The organism is Allobosea sp. 05T433, assembly GCF_056396065.1.
Genome location: NZ_JBFTKS010000003.1, coordinates 224,644 through 241,530, shown reverse-complemented (window position 1 = coordinate 241,530; position 16,887 = coordinate 224,644). Strand labels below are relative to the sequence as shown.

The 16,887-nt window shown below is 64.2% G+C and carries 17 protein-coding genes; 8 read left to right on the top strand and 9 right to left on the bottom strand.

Going from position 1 to position 16,887, the window contains the following annotated elements:
- Positions 1 to 98: 98 nt before the first annotated feature.
- Together msrP and AC1DGP_RS05370 are read left to right on the top strand one after the other, a co-directional pair.
- Positions 99 to 1,055, top strand: coding sequence for a protein-methionine-sulfoxide reductase catalytic subunit MsrP (gene msrP / locus AC1DGP_RS05375; RefSeq protein WP_476831810.1), 957 nt, complete (start codon positions 99 to 101; stop codon positions 1,053 to 1,055).
- Positions 1,056 to 1,081: 26 nt separating this feature from the next.
- Positions 1,082 to 1,648, top strand: a complete 567-nt coding sequence (locus AC1DGP_RS05370; protein ID WP_476831809.1) for a methylated-DNA--[protein]-cysteine S-methyltransferase — start codon at positions 1,082 to 1,084, stop codon at positions 1,646 to 1,648.
- A gap of 9 nt (positions 1,649 to 1,657) precedes the next feature.
- Here AC1DGP_RS05370 and AC1DGP_RS05365 read toward each other — a convergent pair whose 3' ends face one another.
- Positions 1,658 to 2,002 carry a winged helix-turn-helix transcriptional regulator gene (locus tag AC1DGP_RS05365; RefSeq protein WP_441505367.1) on the bottom strand — a complete coding sequence of 115 codons (345 nt, stop codon included), beginning with the start codon at positions 2,000 to 2,002 and terminating at the stop codon, positions 1,658 to 1,660.
- A gap of 128 nt (positions 2,003 to 2,130) precedes the next feature.
- Between AC1DGP_RS05365 and AC1DGP_RS05360 the strand changes: the two genes are divergently transcribed.
- The gene (locus tag AC1DGP_RS05360) at positions 2,131 to 2,691 is read left to right on the top strand and encodes an NADPH-dependent FMN reductase (protein WP_476831808.1); all 561 of its coding nucleotides are present in this window, start codon (positions 2,131 to 2,133) and stop codon (positions 2,689 to 2,691) included.
- A gap of 324 nt (positions 2,692 to 3,015) precedes the next feature.
- On the opposite strand, the gene AC1DGP_RS05355 is transcribed toward AC1DGP_RS05360, so the two are convergent.
- From AC1DGP_RS05355 to AC1DGP_RS05345, 3 genes are all read right to left on the bottom strand, one after another.
- The gene (locus AC1DGP_RS05355) at positions 3,016 to 3,906 is read right to left on the bottom strand and encodes a LysR family transcriptional regulator (RefSeq protein ID WP_043233503.1); all 891 of its coding nucleotides are present in this window, start codon (positions 3,904 to 3,906) and stop codon (positions 3,016 to 3,018) included.
- A 143-nt stretch (positions 3,907 to 4,049) separates the two neighbouring features.
- Positions 4,050 to 5,015 carry a thioredoxin-disulfide reductase gene (gene trxB / locus AC1DGP_RS05350; RefSeq protein WP_069879715.1) on the bottom strand — a complete coding sequence of 322 codons (966 nt, stop codon included), beginning with the start codon at positions 5,013 to 5,015 and terminating at the stop codon, positions 4,050 to 4,052.
- Positions 5,016 to 5,107: 92 nt separating this feature from the next.
- Complete coding sequence (locus AC1DGP_RS05345) at positions 5,108 to 6,091, bottom strand: mitochondrial fission ELM1 family protein (RefSeq protein ID WP_441505263.1); 984 nt, start codon at positions 6,089 to 6,091, stop codon at positions 5,108 to 5,110.
- An 86-nt stretch (positions 6,092 to 6,177) separates the two neighbouring features.
- On the opposite strand from AC1DGP_RS05345, the gene AC1DGP_RS05340 reads away from it, so the two are divergent.
- Positions 6,178 to 6,642, top strand: coding sequence for an Lrp/AsnC family transcriptional regulator (locus AC1DGP_RS05340; protein WP_441489413.1), 465 nt, complete (start codon positions 6,178 to 6,180; stop codon positions 6,640 to 6,642).
- Between the two features lie 119 nt (positions 6,643 to 6,761).
- Positions 6,762 to 7,223: a GNAT family N-acetyltransferase gene (locus AC1DGP_RS05335; RefSeq protein ID WP_441505264.1), complete on the top strand. Its 462-nt coding sequence runs from the start codon at positions 6,762 to 6,764 to the stop codon at positions 7,221 to 7,223.
- Here AC1DGP_RS05335 and AC1DGP_RS05330 read toward each other — a convergent pair.
- The 5 genes from AC1DGP_RS05330 to AC1DGP_RS05310 all read right to left on the bottom strand — a co-directional run bounded on the left by AC1DGP_RS05330 (position 7,208) and on the right by AC1DGP_RS05310 (position 13,649).
- A complete protein-coding gene (locus AC1DGP_RS05330; protein ID WP_441489411.1) occupies positions 7,208 to 7,669 on the bottom strand; it encodes a hypothetical protein in 462 nt (153 codons plus the stop codon). The two genes, AC1DGP_RS05335 and AC1DGP_RS05330, sit on opposite strands and share 16 nt — an antisense overlap.
- A gap of 126 nt (positions 7,670 to 7,795) precedes the next feature.
- On the bottom strand, positions 7,796 to 8,305 hold the full coding sequence (locus AC1DGP_RS05325) for a hypothetical protein (RefSeq protein WP_441489410.1): 510 nt from the start codon (positions 8,303 to 8,305) through the stop codon (positions 7,796 to 7,798).
- Positions 8,306 to 8,381: 76 nt separating this feature from the next.
- Entirely contained in the window at positions 8,382 to 8,855 is a 474-nt protein-coding gene (gene greA, locus AC1DGP_RS05320; RefSeq protein WP_113513985.1) for a transcription elongation factor GreA, read from the bottom strand.
- A 102-nt stretch (positions 8,856 to 8,957) separates the two neighbouring features.
- Positions 8,958 to 12,290, bottom strand: coding sequence for a carbamoyl-phosphate synthase large subunit (carB, locus tag AC1DGP_RS05315; protein ID WP_441489409.1), 3,333 nt, complete (start codon positions 12,288 to 12,290; stop codon positions 8,958 to 8,960).
- A 147-nt stretch (positions 12,291 to 12,437) separates the two neighbouring features.
- On the bottom strand, positions 12,438 to 13,649 hold the full coding sequence (locus AC1DGP_RS05310) for an MFS transporter (protein WP_441505265.1): 1,212 nt from the start codon (positions 13,647 to 13,649) through the stop codon (positions 12,438 to 12,440).
- A 122-nt stretch (positions 13,650 to 13,771) separates the two neighbouring features.
- Between AC1DGP_RS05310 and AC1DGP_RS05305 the strand changes: the two genes are divergently transcribed.
- From AC1DGP_RS05305 to AC1DGP_RS05295, 3 genes are all read left to right on the top strand, one after another.
- Positions 13,772 to 14,128, top strand: a complete 357-nt coding sequence (locus tag AC1DGP_RS05305; protein ID WP_476768557.1) for an ArsR/SmtB family transcription factor — start codon at positions 13,772 to 13,774, stop codon at positions 14,126 to 14,128.
- A 90-nt stretch (positions 14,129 to 14,218) separates the two neighbouring features.
- Positions 14,219 to 15,433 carry a zinc metallochaperone GTPase ZigA gene (gene zigA / locus AC1DGP_RS05300; RefSeq protein ID WP_476831807.1) on the top strand — a complete coding sequence of 405 codons (1,215 nt, stop codon included), beginning with the start codon at positions 14,219 to 14,221 and terminating at the stop codon, positions 15,431 to 15,433.
- Between the two features lie 54 nt (positions 15,434 to 15,487).
- Positions 15,488 to 16,789, top strand: coding sequence for a hypothetical protein (locus AC1DGP_RS05295; RefSeq protein ID WP_441489405.1), 1,302 nt, complete (start codon positions 15,488 to 15,490; stop codon positions 16,787 to 16,789).
- Positions 16,790 to 16,887: the final 98 nt, after the last annotated feature.

Below are 16,887 nucleotides of genomic sequence, written 5' to 3'. Positions count from 1 at the left end.
CATGCGGTGAGGGGCCCGATGCCTCTCCCCCTCGTGAATTGCACTTGAAGCTCATCTGTGGACTAAGCTTCGCTCTCTGAAACGGAGCATGTCCGTCGATGCTGATCAAACGCCGCCCTGGCTGGGAATTGCCCGAAAGCCAGGCCACTCCCGAACATATCGCCATGAACCGCCGGGCCTTTCTCGGCGGGAGCGCGGGGCTGATCGCCGGGATTACATTGCCCCAGATCGCAGCCGCGCAAGGCGCGGATCCGACGCTCGATCTCTATCCTGCCAAGCGCAATGCGAGCTACACGCTCGACCGGCCGGTGACCGACGAGGAGCTGGCGGCGAACTACAATAATTTCTACGAATTCGGCATGTCCAAGGATGTCGTCAGTGCGGCGAAGAAGCTGCCGACGCGGCCCTGGAACATCGCGATCGACGGCATGGTCGAGAAGCCATTCGAGATCGGGTTCGACGATCTCGTCCGCAAGATGCCGCTTGAGGAGCGGCTCTATCGCTTCCGCTGCGTCGAGAGCTGGGCAATGGCCGTGCCCTGGACCGGCTTTCCGCTGAAGGCCCTGGTGGCGCTGGCGAAACCGCTCTCGAGTGCCAAATACGTCAAGTTCGAAACCTTCCTTAACCCGCGCGTCGCCTCCGGGCAGACGCAACGCTGGTATCCCTGGCCCTATACCGAGGGGCTGACTATGGCGGAGGCGAATAACGACCTGACGCTGATGGTGACGGGGATCTACGGCAAGCCACTGCCGAATCAGCATGGTGCGCCGGTTCGCCTGATCGCGCCGTGGAAGTACGGCTTCAAATCGGTGAAGTCGATTGCGCGGATCAGCTTCGTCGCCGAGCGGCCCAAGACCTTCTGGGAGGCTCTGCAATCGTCGGAATACGGCTTCTGGGCCAATGTGAACCCGGAGGTGCCGCATCCACGCTGGAGCCAGGCCAGCGAGCAGGTTCTCGGTTCGCGCGAGCGTCGACCGACACTGCTCTTCAACGGCTATGGCGAGCAGGTCGCAGCGATGTACAAAGGGCTTGAAGGCGAGCGGCTCTACGTCTGAGGCCGCCGCTTCCGTCGGGAGGCGTGATGAGCCAGGGTTTCTGCCTGTTCGATACGGCAATCGGCGCCTGCGCGCTGGTCTGGAATGCCGAACGCCTGATCGGTGCGCAACTGCCGGAGCAGGATGAGGCGCGAGCCCGCCAGCGGTTGGCTCGGCGCTATCCGGAGGCTGTCGAAAGCGCGGCTCCGCCGTTCGTGCAGGATGCGATTGGCGCGATCATGGCATTGCTGCGGGGAGAGAAGCGGGATCTTGCTCACCTGCCTATCGAGATGGACGGTCTCTCGGCCTTCAACCGAAAGGTCTATGCCGTTGCCCTGAGCATCCCGCCAGGCGAAACTTTGACCTATGGCGAAGTCGCGGCGCGGATCGGAGAGCCGGGCGCAGCGCGCGCTGTTGGTGTCGCGTTGGGAGAGAATCCCTTTCCCACCATCGTGCCCTGTCACCGCGTCCTGGCGGCCAACGGCAAGACCGGCGGCTTCTCAGCCGATGGCGGGGTGGAGACCAAGCTGCGCATGCTGACGATCGAGAAGGCGCGCACCAGCGATGTGCCGAGCCTGTTCGATTCGCTGCCGCTGGAAGCGCGGCGGCGCTGAGTTTTTCTCTCAGGCGAGTTTGAGAAGCTTGCGCTTCGGCTCCTGCGCTTCGTCGAAGCGGCTCCGCGCGGCCGTGATGTCGCGCCGGTTCGCGACGACCCAATCGCTGAGCGCCTTGACGGGATAGCGCAGTGAGTGCCCGAGTTCGGTCAACTCATAATCGACGCGTGGCGGAATCGTCTGGAACTGTGTGCGCGTGACGAGGCCGTCGCGCTCCAGATTGCGCACCGTCAGCGTCAGCATGCGCTGCGAGATGCTGCCGAGCGCGCGCTTGATCTCGGTGAAGCGCTTCGGCCCTCCGCCGAGCAGATCTACGACCAGCATCGTCCACTTGTCGCCGACGCGGGACAGCATCTCGCCAACGGCGCGGCACTCGTGAGGCACATGCAGGTTCTCTGGTGACAAAATTGTGCCTCCTTGCGTGGCTTTGACACAGGCATTTATTGAGCCTCGGTCTCTTTTTGTAACCAAGGAAAACTCCCATGGCAAAGTTGAAGCTCGCCGTCATCATTGGCAGCGCACGCAAGGATTCCATCAACGGCAAGCTCGCCGTCGCGCTGTCGCGACTCGGCTCCGGCGCCTTCGAGGCGAGCGTCATCACGATCGACGATCTGCCACTCTACAATCAGGATCTCGAGGCGAACTGGCCGGCAAGCGCGACGCGCCTCAAGAACGAGATCGCGGCTGCCGACGCCGTTCTCGTCGTTACACCTGAGCATAACCGTTCGATTCCCGCGCTGCTGAAGAATGCGATCGACTGGGCGGCGCGGCCCTATGGCAAGAGTTCCTGGCGGGGCAAGGTTGTCGCCATCGCCGGCACGAGCCCGGGAGCGATCGGTGCCGCGATAGCGCAGCAGCATCTGCGGGTGATTCTTGGCAATCTTGGTGCGCTGGTTATGGGCGGCGAGGCCTATATCGGCCTGAAGCCCAATCTGGTCGACGAGGCCGGCGATGTCCCCGAGGAATCGACCCGCGCCTTCCTGCAGGCCTTCATCGACCAACTCGCCGAACTTGCGGGCCTGCTCGCGCGCCGGGCTGCATAACCACGCATGAAAAAAAGGCCAGCGTCCCGAGGGAGCTGGCCTTTGAAGTTTGAAACATCCGGCGTTACCGCCAAACATCTCAGAGGGGAACGGCTGGAACGAACTCAACGCCGGGAGGAGAATGCGGAGCCCGTTCCGAACAACCGTGATTGCTATATCGGGCAGCACGTGCCGTTTTGCAATGCAGCATAGCTTGGGGCCGCTATGCGGAAACTGCATGACCTATCATTATGTGCGACAAATTTTAGCCTAAATGGCTGAAAGCATGCGTTCGCCGCAGCGCGGGATACCCGCGCTGCGCGCATAGCCGGGGCATCCGGCCGTTTAGTAGGTCCAGCGCTGGGCCTTCTGGATCAGGAAGTCGCGGAATGCCTGCACCCTGGCCACCGACTTCATCTCTTCCGGATAGACCAGATAGCTTTCGAGTTGCGGCATCTCAGTCTCGCGCATGAGCTGGACGAGGGGTGAGCCGGTCTCGATCAGATAGTCCGGCAGCACCGCGATGCCCGCGCCGCTGTCGACTGCCCGCTTCATCGCCGTGATGTTGTTCACGGTGAGATGGATCGGGCGTGGGTTGCGCTGTTCGCGGCCCAGGGTTCCGAGCCAGTGCACGGCGGTCAGATAGGACGGCGAGGTGCTGCCGAAGGACAGGAGCCGGTGATTGTCGAGATCCTCGTAGCTCTTCGGCTCACCGAAGCGCTTGATATAGGCCGGTGAGCCATAGACGTGGAAATGCACGGTGAAGAGCTTGCGCTGGATCAGGTCCGGCTGCTGCGGCTGGCGCAGGCGAATCGCGATATCGGCCTCGCGCATCGAGAGGTCGAGTTCCTCATCGGTGAGGATGAGGTCAACCTTGATGTCGGGGTAGAGATCGAGGAACTCCGCCAGCCTTGGGGTTAGCCAATGGCCGCCGAGACCGCGTGTCGCGGTGACCTTCAGCTCGCCCGATGGATGCTCGCGCGTCTCCGAAAGCTGGGCGCGCGTACGCTCCAGGCGCTGCGTCATCTCGCGTGCCGCGCGCCAGAGCAATTCGCCCTGCTCGGTGAGAATGAGCCCGCGCGTATGGCGGTGAAACAGCGGTGCACGCAGCTCACGCTCAAGCGCGCCAATCTGCCGACTAACGGCGGATTGACTCAAACCAAGTACGTCGCCAGCCTTGGTAAAGCTGCCGGATTCTGCGACGGTATAAAAAATCCTGATGCGGTCCCAATCCACCGCGTTTCCCCCGTTATGCGTTTCGTGCATGTTGGGGGGTAAAACGCAGGAACGTCAACGATTGCTTTGCTGACGGGGCCTCTTTTCACACTGAATCTCGTGAGACAACCCATCAACAATCGTGATGGGTTGTCTTTTTCGGCCTATTCGGCCGCTTCACGCTGTTCCGTGACGTTGGCGGCAAGCCATCTTTCGGCATCGAGCGCGGCCATGCAGCCCAGTCCCGCGGCCGTCACCGCCTGGCGGTAATGCTCGTCGGTGACGTCACCCGCGGCAAAAACGCCGGGGATGTTGGTCTGCGTCGTGCCGGGCGTCACGTCGAGATACCCTGATTCACGCATGGCGAGCTGCCCGGTGAAGAGTTCGGTCGACGGCTTGTGGCCGATGGCGATGAAGACACCGTCGGTCTTCAGTTCGCTCTCTGCGCCCGTCTTCAGGTTGCGGAGCTGCAGATGCGTGACTGACGGCGGCTGCGTGCCGCCGCAGATCTCGGCGATCTCGCTGTCCCAGACGACCTCGACCTTGGGATGCTTGAACAGGCGATCCTGCAACACCTTCTCGGCCCGCAGCGAATCGCGCCGGTGCACCAGGGTGACCTTCGCAGCAAGGTTGGCGAGATAGAGCGCTTCCTCGACCGCGGTATTGCCGCCGCCGACGACGACCACTTCCTTGCCGCGGAAGAAAAAGCCGTCGCAGGTGGCGCAGGCCGAGACGCCAAAGCCCTGGAAGGTCTGCTCCGAGGGGATACCCAGCCACTTCGCCTGGGCGCCGGTGGCCACGATCAGGGCATCGCAGCTATAGGTGGCGCCGCCATCACCCCAGAGCCGGAACGGGCGCTGTGACAGATCGACCTTCGAGATATGGTCGGAAACCATCTTGGTGCCCATGTGCTCGGCCTGGGCGCGCATCTGCTCCATCAGCCACGGCCCCTGAACCACGTCGGCAAAACCCGGATAGTTCTCGACATCGGTGGTGATCATCAGCTGGCCGCCAGGCTGGAAGCCCGAGATCATCACCGGTTCAAGCAGCGCGCGGGCCGCATAGATCGCGGCGGTATAGCCGGCGGGGCCCGAGCCGATGATCATTACGCGGGCATGGGTATGAGCCATGGTTTCGGTCCTTTTCGCGCAGCGTGGCGCTGCGTCCTCGTTCCGTCAGATACGGTCTCGTGCGGCGGACGCAAGCCCAGGCCCGCTCATGCTCAGGCGAGGCCGAGTTCGGCGCGGTGCCGCAACCAAGCCTGTCGCACCGCTTCCGCGATGACGCCGGTGGAGTCTATGGGGTCATAGCGGGTGCCATCAAGCCGTCCCTCGAAATGATGCACAACGCCTTGCCGCTTCAGCGCCTCGAGGAAGCGAGCGAATTTGCTGTGGCCGCCATGCGGCTCGAAGACGAGGAGGGGGGCGCCGGTGGCTGCAGCCTCGCCGACGATATTGGTCGAGTCTGCGGTGACGACCACGGTATCGGCATTGGCGAGCAGCGGCACATAGGGATTGGCGCCCGTGCCATCCCACCACCAGCCGCCATGGCGCGCGAAGACCTCGGCAATGGCCTTGTCGAGCGCATCCGGCGTACGTCGCGAGCGCGAGCCCATCAGGGCAACGCCCGAGCCCGCGAGCGCATCGAGTGCGTTCGCGAAACGGACGATGTCATCGGGCTGGAAGCTATGATGCCGGCTGTCGCCGCCCACCATGACCGCAGCGCGCGGTCGGGGCAGGGCGGCGATGGCCGGCGGCGGGCTCTGCCTGGCCTGAGCGAGCTGGCCGGGGGAGAGCCGGTGCGGCGATGTCACGGTGACGAGCACGTTTGGGCCACGCAGGCGATCATGCTCGGAGACCCAGATCAGGTCGGCTGCTCCGGCTCCGATCCTCGGATCCTTGAGAAAGACGGTGAAGGTCCTGCCCTTCGAGGCCTTCTTGACCGCACGCAAATAGGCGGCGGCACGCCGGCCCGAAGCGACGACGATATCGGGGAAAGGCGGGCGGATCGGGCTTTGAGGTCTGTGGGAGGCCTCGCGAGGATCGATCGGCCCGCGCGGCATCAGCCAGCTCCAGGGGCGACCGGGGGCGATGTGCCGGATCTCTGGGGTGATGCCGAGCCGTTCGGCGACGCCAAGGCACTGTATCTCGTCGCCAGCCTTGCCGTCGGTGAGGACCCAGATCGTCGGGATCGGTTCAACTGGCAAGAGCAGGCTCCGCGGCAGTGGTTGGGACGCCTTGTATCGCGTGGGAGCTGCGTCTACACCAGCGCGACTTTGCTCTGGGGATCTGTGTGCGTTCCAAACTCGACGAAATCGATCTGCGTATCCTGCGCGAATTACAGGCCGACGGGCGCATGACCAATGTCGAGTTGGCGAGCCGGGTCGGCATCTCGCCGCCGCCCTGCCTCCGGCGTGTCCGGGCACTCGAGGAAGCGGGGCTGATCACCGGCTATCGGGCGCAACTCGATGAGCGCAAGCTCGGGATCGAGGTCGTCTGCTTTGCCTTCGTGCATCTCGCCAGCCAGGCCGAGGCCGATCTCGCGATATTCCAGGAGCGCATCCGCAAGTGGGGTGCCGTGCGCGAATGCTGGACGCTCTCGGGCGACATCGATTTCATCCTGAAATGCGTGGCGCCTGACCTGAAGGCGTTTCAGGACTTCGTCGGAGAGCTGACTGCGCTGCCGAATGTCCGCAATGTGCGCACGGCCCTGGCGCTTGACCGCGTCAAGGACGAGCCGATCGTACCGTTCGGCTAGAGCATGCTGCGAAAAAGTGGCAACGGCTTTTCGCATCACGCATGCTCTAAACTATGAGAATCGATCACGCTGCGTTTGGACGATTTCGTCCAAGCGCAGCGTGATCTAGCGGGGGCCGGATGCAGATCGCGATCCGCAAGGCGGGCATCGAGCATCTGCCGTCCATCCTGGCGCTCTATGCGCAATTGAATCGCGATGACCCGCGCCCGAATGCCGAAATGGCCGCCGAGACCTGGCACCGGATCCTGGGCAGCGACCTGATCACGGTTCACATCGCCGAATTGGGCGGAGCCGCCATCGCAAGTTGCGTGATCGTGGTCGTGCCGAATCTCACCCGGAACCTCAGCCCCTTTGCGCTGATCGAGAATGTCGTCGCGGACGCGCGGTTTCGGGGCCAGGGGCTTGGAAAGCGGGTCATCGGCGCCGCTGTCGAGCAGGCCTGTTCGGCAGGATGCTACAAGGTCATGCTGCAGACGGGGCGAAAGGACGAAGCGGTGCTCGGTTTCTACGAGGCCTGCGGGTTCTCGCGCAGCAAGACCGCCTTCGAGATCAGGCGGCCCGCGGCTCATTCGCCGACATAGCGTCTGATCCAGGCGGCGTTGGTCCGGACCAGGGCCGCGAGCCGGCGCTTGTCGAAGCCGGGCTCGAACCAGGCGCCTCCGGATGAGGCTGATGAAGACGAAACGATCGGGTAGCTTGCGATAACCCGTCCATCGGCAGCGATCAGCCGGGCTTCGGATTCCATTCCGTCCACAGTGCCGCCGGTTTCCTCCGCGTCGCCGCCCGAATAGCTCGGCATGTTGATGCGAAGCACCGAGACGACAAGCGTCGAGCCCGCGCGGCCGCTGCCGGCAAGTTCGCGTTCCAGCTCTGCCTTCACAAGGGCGGCGTTGGGACCCCAGCCCTGTTGAACAAGGTGGGAAACATCGACGCGCACGCCGCCTGCGGCCGCCTGGACCGAGACAGCGAACAAGGCAGAGGCAGTGCCGCCGAGTGCGGCGGCCAATACGGCGCGACGATTCAGCATGGCTCTCTCCTGTCGGACAGGGACATCGTACTGCATTCCGCAGGGGCGCAACTGAAGCAATGAACTACGCCGCCACCGAGTGCGGCGCCATACGCGGCAACGACAATCCCAGCCGTGTGAACGAGATCAGCCGGCCACGTAACGTTTGATCCAAGCGACGTTGTTCTGGATCAGGCTGACGATGCGGCGCTGATCGATATCCTGCAGATACCAGGGACCCGAATAGCTGGCGGAAATCGTCGAGAGCACCGGATAGGACGCAAGCACGCGATTGCCTGCGCCGACCAGGACCGCCTCACTGTCGAGATTGTCGTTGTTCTGGCCGCCGCCACCGCCCCAACGGCCGCCGCCATTGCCAGCGTAACTCGTCAGGTAAATGCCGCGGACCTTGACGACGAGAACCGGCCCTCCGCGCTGGATGGCGCCGGCAAAGGCGGTCCGAAGTTCCCGTTCCATGCCGGCTTTGATCGTGCCGGCATTGGCCCCCCAGCCTTGCTCGACGAGGCGGGAGACATCGACATGGATGCCGCCGATCGGACCTTGCGCCTGGGCAAGCGCCGATGCGGCTCCAAGCGGCGACGACGCGAGCGCCGTGGCCGCCAATGATGACATGAGAAACGCGCGACGGGTGGTCATGACTGTATCTCCCGATGCCAATGCATCACCGACGAGATAATCGTCCGGGGGCATCAATTCTATGCCCCCGGAGGCCTCAGCGGAAGCTGACGCTCACGACTTCGTAGGACTTGCCGCCGCCGGGGGTGTTGACCTGCACGGAATCGCCGACCTTCTTGCCGATCAGGGCGCGCGCGATCGGCGAGCCGATCGAGACCTTGCCGGAGCGGACGTCGGATTCCGGCTCGCCGACGATCTGATAGATCTTGGCTTCCTCGGTGTCGTCGTCGATCAGATGGACGGTCGCGCCGAATTTGATCGTGTCGCCGCCGAGCTTGGTGACATCGATGATGTCCGCCCGCCCAATCAGCGATTCCAGCTCCAGGATCCGACCCTCATTGAGGGACTGTGCCTCCTTGGCCGCATGATACTCGGCATTCTCGGAGAGATCGCCAAGTGCGCGCGCTTCCGAGATCGCAGCGATGATGCGTTGACGTTCGACCTGCTGGCGTTGCTTCAGCTCGACCTCGAGGGCGGCAAATCCGCCCACCGTCATAGGAACCTTATCCATCTTCTCGTCCCAATTCCGAAAGCCAGAACCCGCCGGCCGCGTCCCCCGCGGCCTGCGTTCAGCTTCCGATCGTTTTCAGAACTGCTTCGGCCGCGCGGCCGTTCAGGCGGCGCGGACGAAGTAGGATTGCAGCGATCGTACTTCGAGATCGCCGCTGCAATAGGCCTTGATGCCCTCGGCAGCCGCGATCGCTCCGGCCAAGGTGGTATAATAGGGCACCTTGTGCAAGAGGGCGGTGCGGCGCAACGAGCGTGAATCCGCGAGTGCCTGTGGGCCGTCCGTCGTGTTGAAGACGAGCTGGATCTCGCCGTTCTTGATTGCGTCGACGACGTGCGGCCGGCCTTCCAGAACCTTGTTGATCTTGGCGGCTGGAATGCCTTCCTCCTGCAACAGGCGCAGCGTTCCACCGGTGGCAAGGATGCGGAAGCCGAGATCGGACAGGATGCGCATGGAGGGCACGATGCGCGGCTTGTCCGCGTCGCGCACCGAGACGAACACAGTCCCCTTGATCGGTACCTTGGAACCTGCACCGAGCTGGCTCTTGGCGAAGGCGATGTCGAAGGAACGATCGAGGCCGATGACTTCGCCGGTCGAGCGCATCTCCGGACCGAGCAGCACGTCGACGCCGGGGAAGCGCGCGAAGGGGAAGACCGCTTCCTTGACGCCGACATGGGTCAGAGCAGCGGGCTTCAGCCCGAAGCTCGCGAGGCTCTCGCCGGCCATGATGCGCGCTGCGATCTTGGCGATCGGTTCGCCGATGACCTTGGCGACGAAGGGCACCGTGCGCGAGGCGCGCGGGTTGACCTCGAGGACATAGATGACGCCGTCCTTGATGGCGTATTGCACGTTCATCAGCCCACCGACATCGAGCGCCAGCGCCATGGCCTTGGTCTGGCGCTCGAGCTCAGCGATGGTCGCCAGCGAGAGTGAACGGGGCGGCAGCGAGCAGGCCGAATCGCCCGAGTGGATACCGGCCTCCTCGATATGCTCCATGATGCCGGCGATGAAGGCGTCCTTGCCGTCGCTGAGGCAGTCGACATCGACCTCGATCGCGTCCGAGAGGTAGCGGTCGAACAGCAGTGGGTTCTTGCCGAGCACCGTGTTGATCTGGCCGGTCTTGTCGTTCGGGTATTTCGCCTTCACCTCGGACGGGATCAGGCTCGGAAGCGTGCCGAGCAGATAGTCCTCGAACTGCGGCTCGTCGCGGATGATCGCCATGGCACGACCGCCGAGCACATAGGACGGACGCACGACGAAGGGCAGGCCGAGCTCGGCCGCGATCATGCGCGCCTGTTCGACTGAATAGGCGATGCCGTTCTTGGGCTGCTTCAGATGCAGCTTGTCGAGCAGGCGCTTGAAGCGGTCGCGGTCCTCGGCGAGGTCGATCATGTCGGGCGAGGTGCCCAGGATCGGGATGCCGGCCTCTTCGAGCGCATTCGCCAGTTTCAACGGGGTCTGGCCGCCGAACTGGACGATGACGCCATGCAGCGTGCCGCTGCGCTTCTCGGTCTCGAGGATCTCGAGCACGTCCTCGGCGGTCAACGGTTCGAAATAGAGTCGGTCGGAGGTGTCGTAGTCGGTCGAAACCGTCTCCGGGTTGCAGTTGACCATGATGGTCTCATAGCCGGCATCGCGCAGCGCGTAGCAGGCGTGGCAGCAGCAATAGTCGAACTCGATGCCCTGGCCGATGCGGTTCGGGCCGCCGCCGAGGATGACCACCTTCTTGCGGTCGGACGGGTTGGCCTCGTCAGCCGGCATGCCGGCGAAGGGCATGGCATAGGTCGAGTACATATAGGCGGTCGGTGAGGCGAACTCAGCGGCGCAGGTGTCGATCCGCTTGAAGACCGGCCGCACTTCGAGCGCATGTCGGCGCTGGGTCACCTCGGCCTCGGTCAGGTTCGCGAGCGCAGCGAGGCGCTTGTCCGAGAAGCCCATCGCCTTGATCTGGCGGAAGGCGCCGGGCGTCGTCGGCAGGCCGTACTTGCGCACCTTGTCCTCGGTCTCGACCAGCCCACGCATCTGCTCGAGGAACCAAGGATCGATCTTGCAGCTTTCGTGGATCTGCTCGTCGGTGAAGCCGAAGCGCATCGCTTGGGCCACCTGCAGCAGACGGTCTGGCGTCGGCGAGGAGAGGGCGGCCTTGATCGCGTTCTTGTCGTCGCCCTGGCCCAGACCTTCGATTTCGATCTCATCGAGGCCGTCGAGTCCGGTCTCCAGCGAGCGCAGCGCCTTCTGCAGCGATTCCTGGAAGGTGCGGCCGATCGCCATCGCTTCGCCGACCGACTTCATTGCGGTCGTCAGGGTCGGCTCGGCGCCGGGGAATTTCTCGAAGGCGAAACGCGGGATCTTGGTGACGACATAGTCGATCGTCGGCTCGAACGAGGCCGGCGTCGCGCCGCCGGTAATGTCGTTCTCGATTTCGTCGAGCGTGTAACCGACGGCAAGGCGCGCGGCGACCTTGGCGATCGGGAAGCCGGTCGCCTTGGAGGCCAGCGCCGAGGAGCGCGAGACGCGCGGGTTCATCTCGATGACGATCATCCGGCCGGTGGCAGGATCGACCGCGAACTGCACGTTCGAGCCACCGGTCTCGACGCCGATCTCGCGCAGCACCGCCAGCGAGGCGTCGCGCATGATCTGATATTCCTTGTCGGTCAGCGTGAGCGCCGGGGCGATGGTGATCGAATCACCGGTATGGACGCCCATCGGATCGATGTTCTCGATCGAGCAGACGATGATGCAGTTGTCCGCCTTGTCGCGGACGACCTCCATCTCGTACTCCTTCCAGCCGAGCACGCTCTCTTCGATCAGCACTTCGCTGGTCGGCGAAGCGTCCATGCCGCGCTCGCAGATCTCGATGAATTCGCCCTTGTTGTAGGCGATGCCGCCGCCTGTTCCACCCATGGTGAAGGAGGGGCGGATGATTGCCGGCAGACCGATGTCGTCAAGCGCCTCGAGGGCTTGGCCGAGCGTCCTGACATGGTGCGAGCGCGGCGTATCGAGACCGATCTTGGTCATCGCCTCGCGGAACAGCTCGCGGTCCTCGGCCTTGTCGATGGCTTCGGCGGTGGCGCCGATCATCTCGATATCGAATTTCTCGAGTACGCCCATCTTCTTGAGCGAAAGCGCGCAGTTCAGTGCCGTCTGGCCGCCCATGGTCGGCAGCAGCGCAAAACCGCCGGGCAGGACGTTGCGCTCCTTCTCGATGATCTTGGCGACGATCTCGGGCGTGATCGGCTCGACATAGGTGGCATCCGCGAGGTCCGGATCCGTCATGATCGTGGCCGGATTCGAATTGACCAGGACGATGCGGTAGCCCTCGGCCTTCAGTGTCTTGCAGGCCTGGGTTCCGGAATAGTCGAACTCGCAGGCCTGGCCGATGATGATCGGGCCGGCGCCGATGATGAGGATCGTCTTGATGTCTGTGCGCTTGGGCATGGGTCCGGCCAGTGCTTGTGCGGGCGCGCGCCGGACGGATCCCCGTCCGCGAGGAAAGGGGAGTCAGCGAGCGCCTGAATGAATGCTAGGCGCTCGCTATAGAGGGAGGTTGCCGCGGAAGGAAGGGAAAAGCGCGCTTACCTCTCTTCAACGCACAGACGTCGCCACAGGGACCCTGCCGATTTCCAGTTCGCGACGCGCGGTCCGGCGTCGCCGGATGGAGATCCAAAGCAGGGTAAGTGCACCGATCTCGCACATCGCGCCGACGAAACCGAGTTGCCATGAGGCGCCGTGGCGCAGGGTCTGCTGGCCCAATGCCGAGCCGGCGGCGATGCCGATATAGAGCGCGGATGCATTGAGCGAGAGCGCGACGACGGTCGCGTCGGGCGCCATCGCGGCGAGCCTCGACATCTGCGAGGGGTGCCCGGCCCAGCCGGCCATGCTCCAGACGAAGAGGATCGCCGGAGCGACGAAGACGGCCGCCGCGGGGGGCAGCGTGATCGCCATGAGCGAGGCGGAGGCGAGCGCCAATGCGAGCACCGTGAGGACGAGGGTGAGGGTGCGCTCCGGGCCGAAGCGGTCGCTCGCCATTCCACCAGCCTGGTTGCCGATGGCCGAACCGATGCCGGAGACGATCAGGGCGGCGCTGAGCCAGGGGCCGCTGATGCCGGCATGGGTCGCGAGGAAGGGCGCGACATAGGTGTAGAGCGTGAAGGCGCCGGTGGTCCAAAGCGCGGTGGTGCCGAGCGCCAGCAGCACATCGGCGCGGCGAGCGACCTGCAGGCGCTCGCCGAGCGAATTGGCGCCGCGCGGCAGGTCGTCAGGCAGGTTCAGGAGCAGCCCGGCGACGCCAAGGGCGCCAATGAACGCGACCAGGAGGAAGGCGAGATGCCAGCCGCCATAGGAGGTGATGGCGGTGCCGAGCGGGACGCCGAGAATCAGCGAAACCGTCATGCCGCCCGTGACCAGCGCGATAGCCCGGCCACGCCGCTCCGGTAAGACCAGCGCGACCGCGACCGCGTTGGCCGACGGCATGAAGACGCCGGCCGCGAGCGCCATGGCGATGCGCGCGACCATCAGCCAGGCGAAGCTCGCCGCGAAAGCGGCAAGCAGATTGGCAAGGGCGAAGACGCTGAGCGAGCCGGCGAGGACCATCCGGCGGTCGACGTCGCCCAGCAGGGTGGAAAGGACCGGGGAGCCTAATGCATAGGCGACGGCGAAGATCGAGATCAGCAAGCCGGCCGTATCGATCGAGGTGCCGAAGGCGGCCGCCAGATTCGGCAGGATGCCGGTGATCATCAGGCTTCCCGTGCCGATGACGAAGGCGCCGCCGGCGAGCCAGACGAGACGCGTGTCCATTGGACATTCCTTCAAAATTTCAATGATCGTTGAATTTAAGATCGTGTTCGATCTGCCGTCAATCTTAATTTCAATGAACGTTGAATATTGTCAGGAGTGCCGCAATCTCCTATGTCCGGGGCATGAAGCCGATCTTTCATCCCGACATGGACGGCATTGACGCAGCGACGGTCTTTGGCGCGCTTGCCGATCCGACGCGGCTCGCCATCGTCCTGGCGCTGGCCGACTCCGAGGAGTTCGAGGCGCGCTGCGGAAGTTTTACGGATTTCGCCTCCCCCTCGCTGCTGGCCTATCATTTCGCCAAGCTGCGCGAGGCGGGCATAACCCGGGCCCGGGCGGAGGGCACGTCCCGCTTCATCAGCCTGCGGCGCGGAGAACTCGACGGCCGCTTCCCCGGGCTGCTCGACAGCATCATTGCGACGGCGCGGCGCGATCCGTCGCTTCCCCGGTTTTCCGAAGACAAGCTGCTCGCTCCGTAGGGGGCATCAGCCCATCCCGGTCGAAACCGGCTTGCCAATGTTTCGCATCGCTGTTTATGTTATGTTGTAACATAACATAATGGATGCCGAATGGATTCCCGCCTTCCCGTCACCGTGCTCTCCGGCTTTCTCGGGGCCGGCAAGACCACGCTCCTCAATCACGTCCTCAACAATCGGGAAGGCCGCAAGGTTGCGGTCATCGTCAATGACATGAGCGAGGTGAATATCGACGCCGATCTGGTGCGGGAGGGCGGGGGCAAGCTCTCGCGCACCGACGAGAAGCTGGTCGAGATGAGCAATGGCTGCATCTGCTGCACCTTGCGTGATGACCTGCTCGCCGAAGTGCGTCGCCTCGCTGGGGAAGGACGCTTCGACTACCTGCTGATCGAAGGCACCGGCATTGCCGAGCCCTTGCCGATCGCCGCGACCTTCGAGTTTCGCGACGAGGATGGCGCCAGCCTCTCCGATCTCGCGCGGCTCGATACGATGGTGACCGTCGTCGATGCCATCAACCTGATGAAGGATTATGGCTCGCGCGACTTCCTGCGTGAGCGCGGCGAGACGGCGGGCGAGGACGACGAGCGCACCCTGGTCGATCTCCTGGTCGAGCAGATCGAGTTCGCCGATGTCGTCGTCCTGAACAAGGTGTCGGATGTCGCGCCGGAAGAGCGCGATCTGGTGCGCAAGATCATCCGGGCGCTCAATCCCGATGCAAAGCTGGTCGAAACCGATTTCGGGCGTGCTCCGCTCGCAGCGATCCTCGATACGGGCCTGTTCGACCATGAGAAGGCGGAGCAGCATCCGCTCTGGTACAAGGAGCTCCATGGCCGCCGGGATCATGTTCCGGAAACCGAGGAGTATGGCATCTCCTCCTTCGTCTACCGCGCCCGGCGGCCATTCCATCCGGAGCGGTTCAACGCCTTCCTGGCGCGCGACTGGGACGGCCTGATCCGTGCCAAGGGCCATTTCTGGCTGGCGACCCGGCCGGAATGGGTCGGCGAGATGAGCCTTGCTGGCAGCGTCTGCCGAACCGAGGCGATGGGGTTCTGGTGGGCGTCCGTGCCGCGCAGCCGCTGGCCCGACCATCCCGAATGGAACGCAATCCTGAACCGACACTGGCATTCGGTCTGGGGCGACCGGCGGCAGGAGCTGGTCTTCATTGGCTCGGGCATGGACCAGCAGGCCATCACCAGCGCGCTCGACGCCTGCCTGCTCGGCGAGACGCCGACCATCAGCTTCAAACCGGAACGCTACCGCGACCTGCCTGACCCATTTCCGGTCTGGCGCCGGGCCGCTGCGGCCTGAGAGATCCGGTCCGCATACCGGCGGACCTTTGCCCTTCGTTCACAGGAGACAACGATGCGTTTTCAGTTCGCAGCGGGAGCTGCGCTTACCCTTGTTCTCGCCGCAGCTGCGGCCTCTGCCCATGATCACGCCACCTTGCGTGGCCGGCTCGTCTTTGCAGATCACGAGAAGCCGGTCGTGCGCGTGCTCGACCTCGACTCCGGCGAGGTGACGCATAGCTTCGATGTGCCGAAACCCAACCCGTCCTTCGCCAGCGCCGAGGGCGGCCGTTTCATCGTCATCAAGACAGGCGACGAGGTTGGCACCATCCGCTTCCTCGATAGCGGACTGCGCTATGAATCTCATGGCGATCACGTCGATGTCGACAAGGGGCCGGTCAGGCTGCTCGACTTCGCCGTGAAGGGCGACCGCCCGGCCCATGTCGTTTCCAGGCATGGGCAGATTGCGCTGTTCTTCGACGGAGACAGGCCCTGGGAGCGCAAGAGCGAGCCGAAGGCGGTGCTGGTCGATCTCAAGAGCCTGGATGGCAAGTCTCCCGTCAGCAAGATATGGCCAAGCCCGGCGCCGCAGCACGGCATTGCCATTCCGCTCGGGCGCCGGCAGTGGCTGATGTCGGTGCCGAATGCGATCTACGCCAAGGGCGAGGACCGCAGCGCCTCGTCTCGGCCGGACGGCTTTGAAATCCTCGAGCGCGGCAAGGGCTGGAAGCGGGTCGCAAGCTTCAACGATCCTGCACGCACTGACGCCTCCTGCAAGCTCTTCCACGGTTATGCCGAGAGCAAGGGGCGCCACGTCTTCGGCTGCAATGACGGGGTGGATGGCGGCGTTCTCGTCCTCGCCCGGGATACGTCCGGGCGCTGGACTGCGCGCAAGATCGCCTATCCCGACGAGCGGCGCGTCAGTGCCATCAAGGCGCGCACGGGCGCGCGCTATGCCGTCGCCAATTACGGGCTGAAGGGGCCATACAATGCGCTTCTGCGGATCGACCCTGCCGCAACCTTGCTCTCGGTCGCGGATGTCCTGCCGGTGCCAGGCGGTCAGCCAGCCTGCCAGTTCGATCTCGACGCCGGTGGCGACCGCCTGGCGAACCTCACACCGGACGGCAAGCTCCGCGTCTATGAAATCGCGCCGGCCTGGCGAGAACTCGCCAGCTTCGACGCGGTACCCGCCTTCGATTGCCAGTACGGCGCGAAATCGCCGACGCCGAGCCTGGGCATCGTCGGGAACAGCGCCTTCGTCAGCGATCCCACGAGCGGTCGTATCAGGGAGTTTCATTTGGATACGCTGAAGCAGGGGCTCGACATGCCGGTCGGCGGGATGCCCGCCAATCTCGCCGGCGGTGGCGATGCCGGCTGAAGGGCTGCGCGGAGCGTTCCGGTCGGAATTCCGGAAGCCATCACGGCACACCGCGATCTGATGACTTCCGGACCTGCGCCGCCTCGCGCCTTGCCTGG

Excerpts from the sequence above, each read along its gene's own strand:
- AC1DGP_RS05325 (WP_441489410.1), bottom strand. The coding sequence starts at position 8,305 with ATGACCACCCGTCGCGCGTTTCTCATGTCATCATTGGCGGCCACGGCG.
- AC1DGP_RS05295 (WP_441489405.1), top strand. The coding sequence starts at position 15,488 with ATGCGTTTTCAGTTCGCAGCGGGAGCTGCGCTTACCCTTGTTCTCGCC.
- AC1DGP_RS05335 (WP_441505264.1), top strand. The coding sequence starts at position 6,762 with ATGCAGATCGCGATCCGCAAGGCGGGCATCGAGCATCTGCCGTCCATC.
- AC1DGP_RS05310 (WP_441505265.1), bottom strand. The coding sequence starts at position 13,649 with ATGGACACGCGTCTCGTCTGGCTCGCCGGCGGCGCCTTCGTCATCGGC.
- AC1DGP_RS05360 (WP_476831808.1), top strand. The coding sequence starts at position 2,131 with ATGGCAAAGTTGAAGCTCGCCGTCATCATTGGCAGCGCACGCAAGGAT.
- zigA (WP_476831807.1), top strand. The coding sequence starts at position 14,219 with ATGGATTCCCGCCTTCCCGTCACCGTGCTCTCCGGCTTTCTCGGGGCC.
- AC1DGP_RS05365 (WP_441505367.1), bottom strand. The coding sequence starts at position 2,002 with ATGCTGTCCCGCGTCGGCGACAAGTGGACGATGCTGGTCGTAGATCTG.
- greA (WP_113513985.1), bottom strand. The coding sequence starts at position 8,855 with ATGGATAAGGTTCCTATGACGGTGGGCGGATTTGCCGCCCTCGAGGTC.
- AC1DGP_RS05330 (WP_441489411.1), bottom strand. The coding sequence starts at position 7,669 with ATGCTGAATCGTCGCGCCGTATTGGCCGCCGCACTCGGCGGCACTGCC.
- trxB (WP_069879715.1), bottom strand. The coding sequence starts at position 5,015 with ATGGCTCATACCCATGCCCGCGTAATGATCATCGGCTCGGGCCCCGCC.
- msrP (WP_476831810.1), top strand. The coding sequence starts at position 99 with ATGCTGATCAAACGCCGCCCTGGCTGGGAATTGCCCGAAAGCCAGGCC.
- AC1DGP_RS05305 (WP_476768557.1), top strand. The coding sequence starts at position 13,772 with ATGAAGCCGATCTTTCATCCCGACATGGACGGCATTGACGCAGCGACG.
- AC1DGP_RS05370 (WP_476831809.1), top strand. The coding sequence starts at position 1,082 with ATGAGCCAGGGTTTCTGCCTGTTCGATACGGCAATCGGCGCCTGCGCG.
- carB (WP_441489409.1), bottom strand. The coding sequence starts at position 12,290 with ATGCCCAAGCGCACAGACATCAAGACGATCCTCATCATCGGCGCCGGC.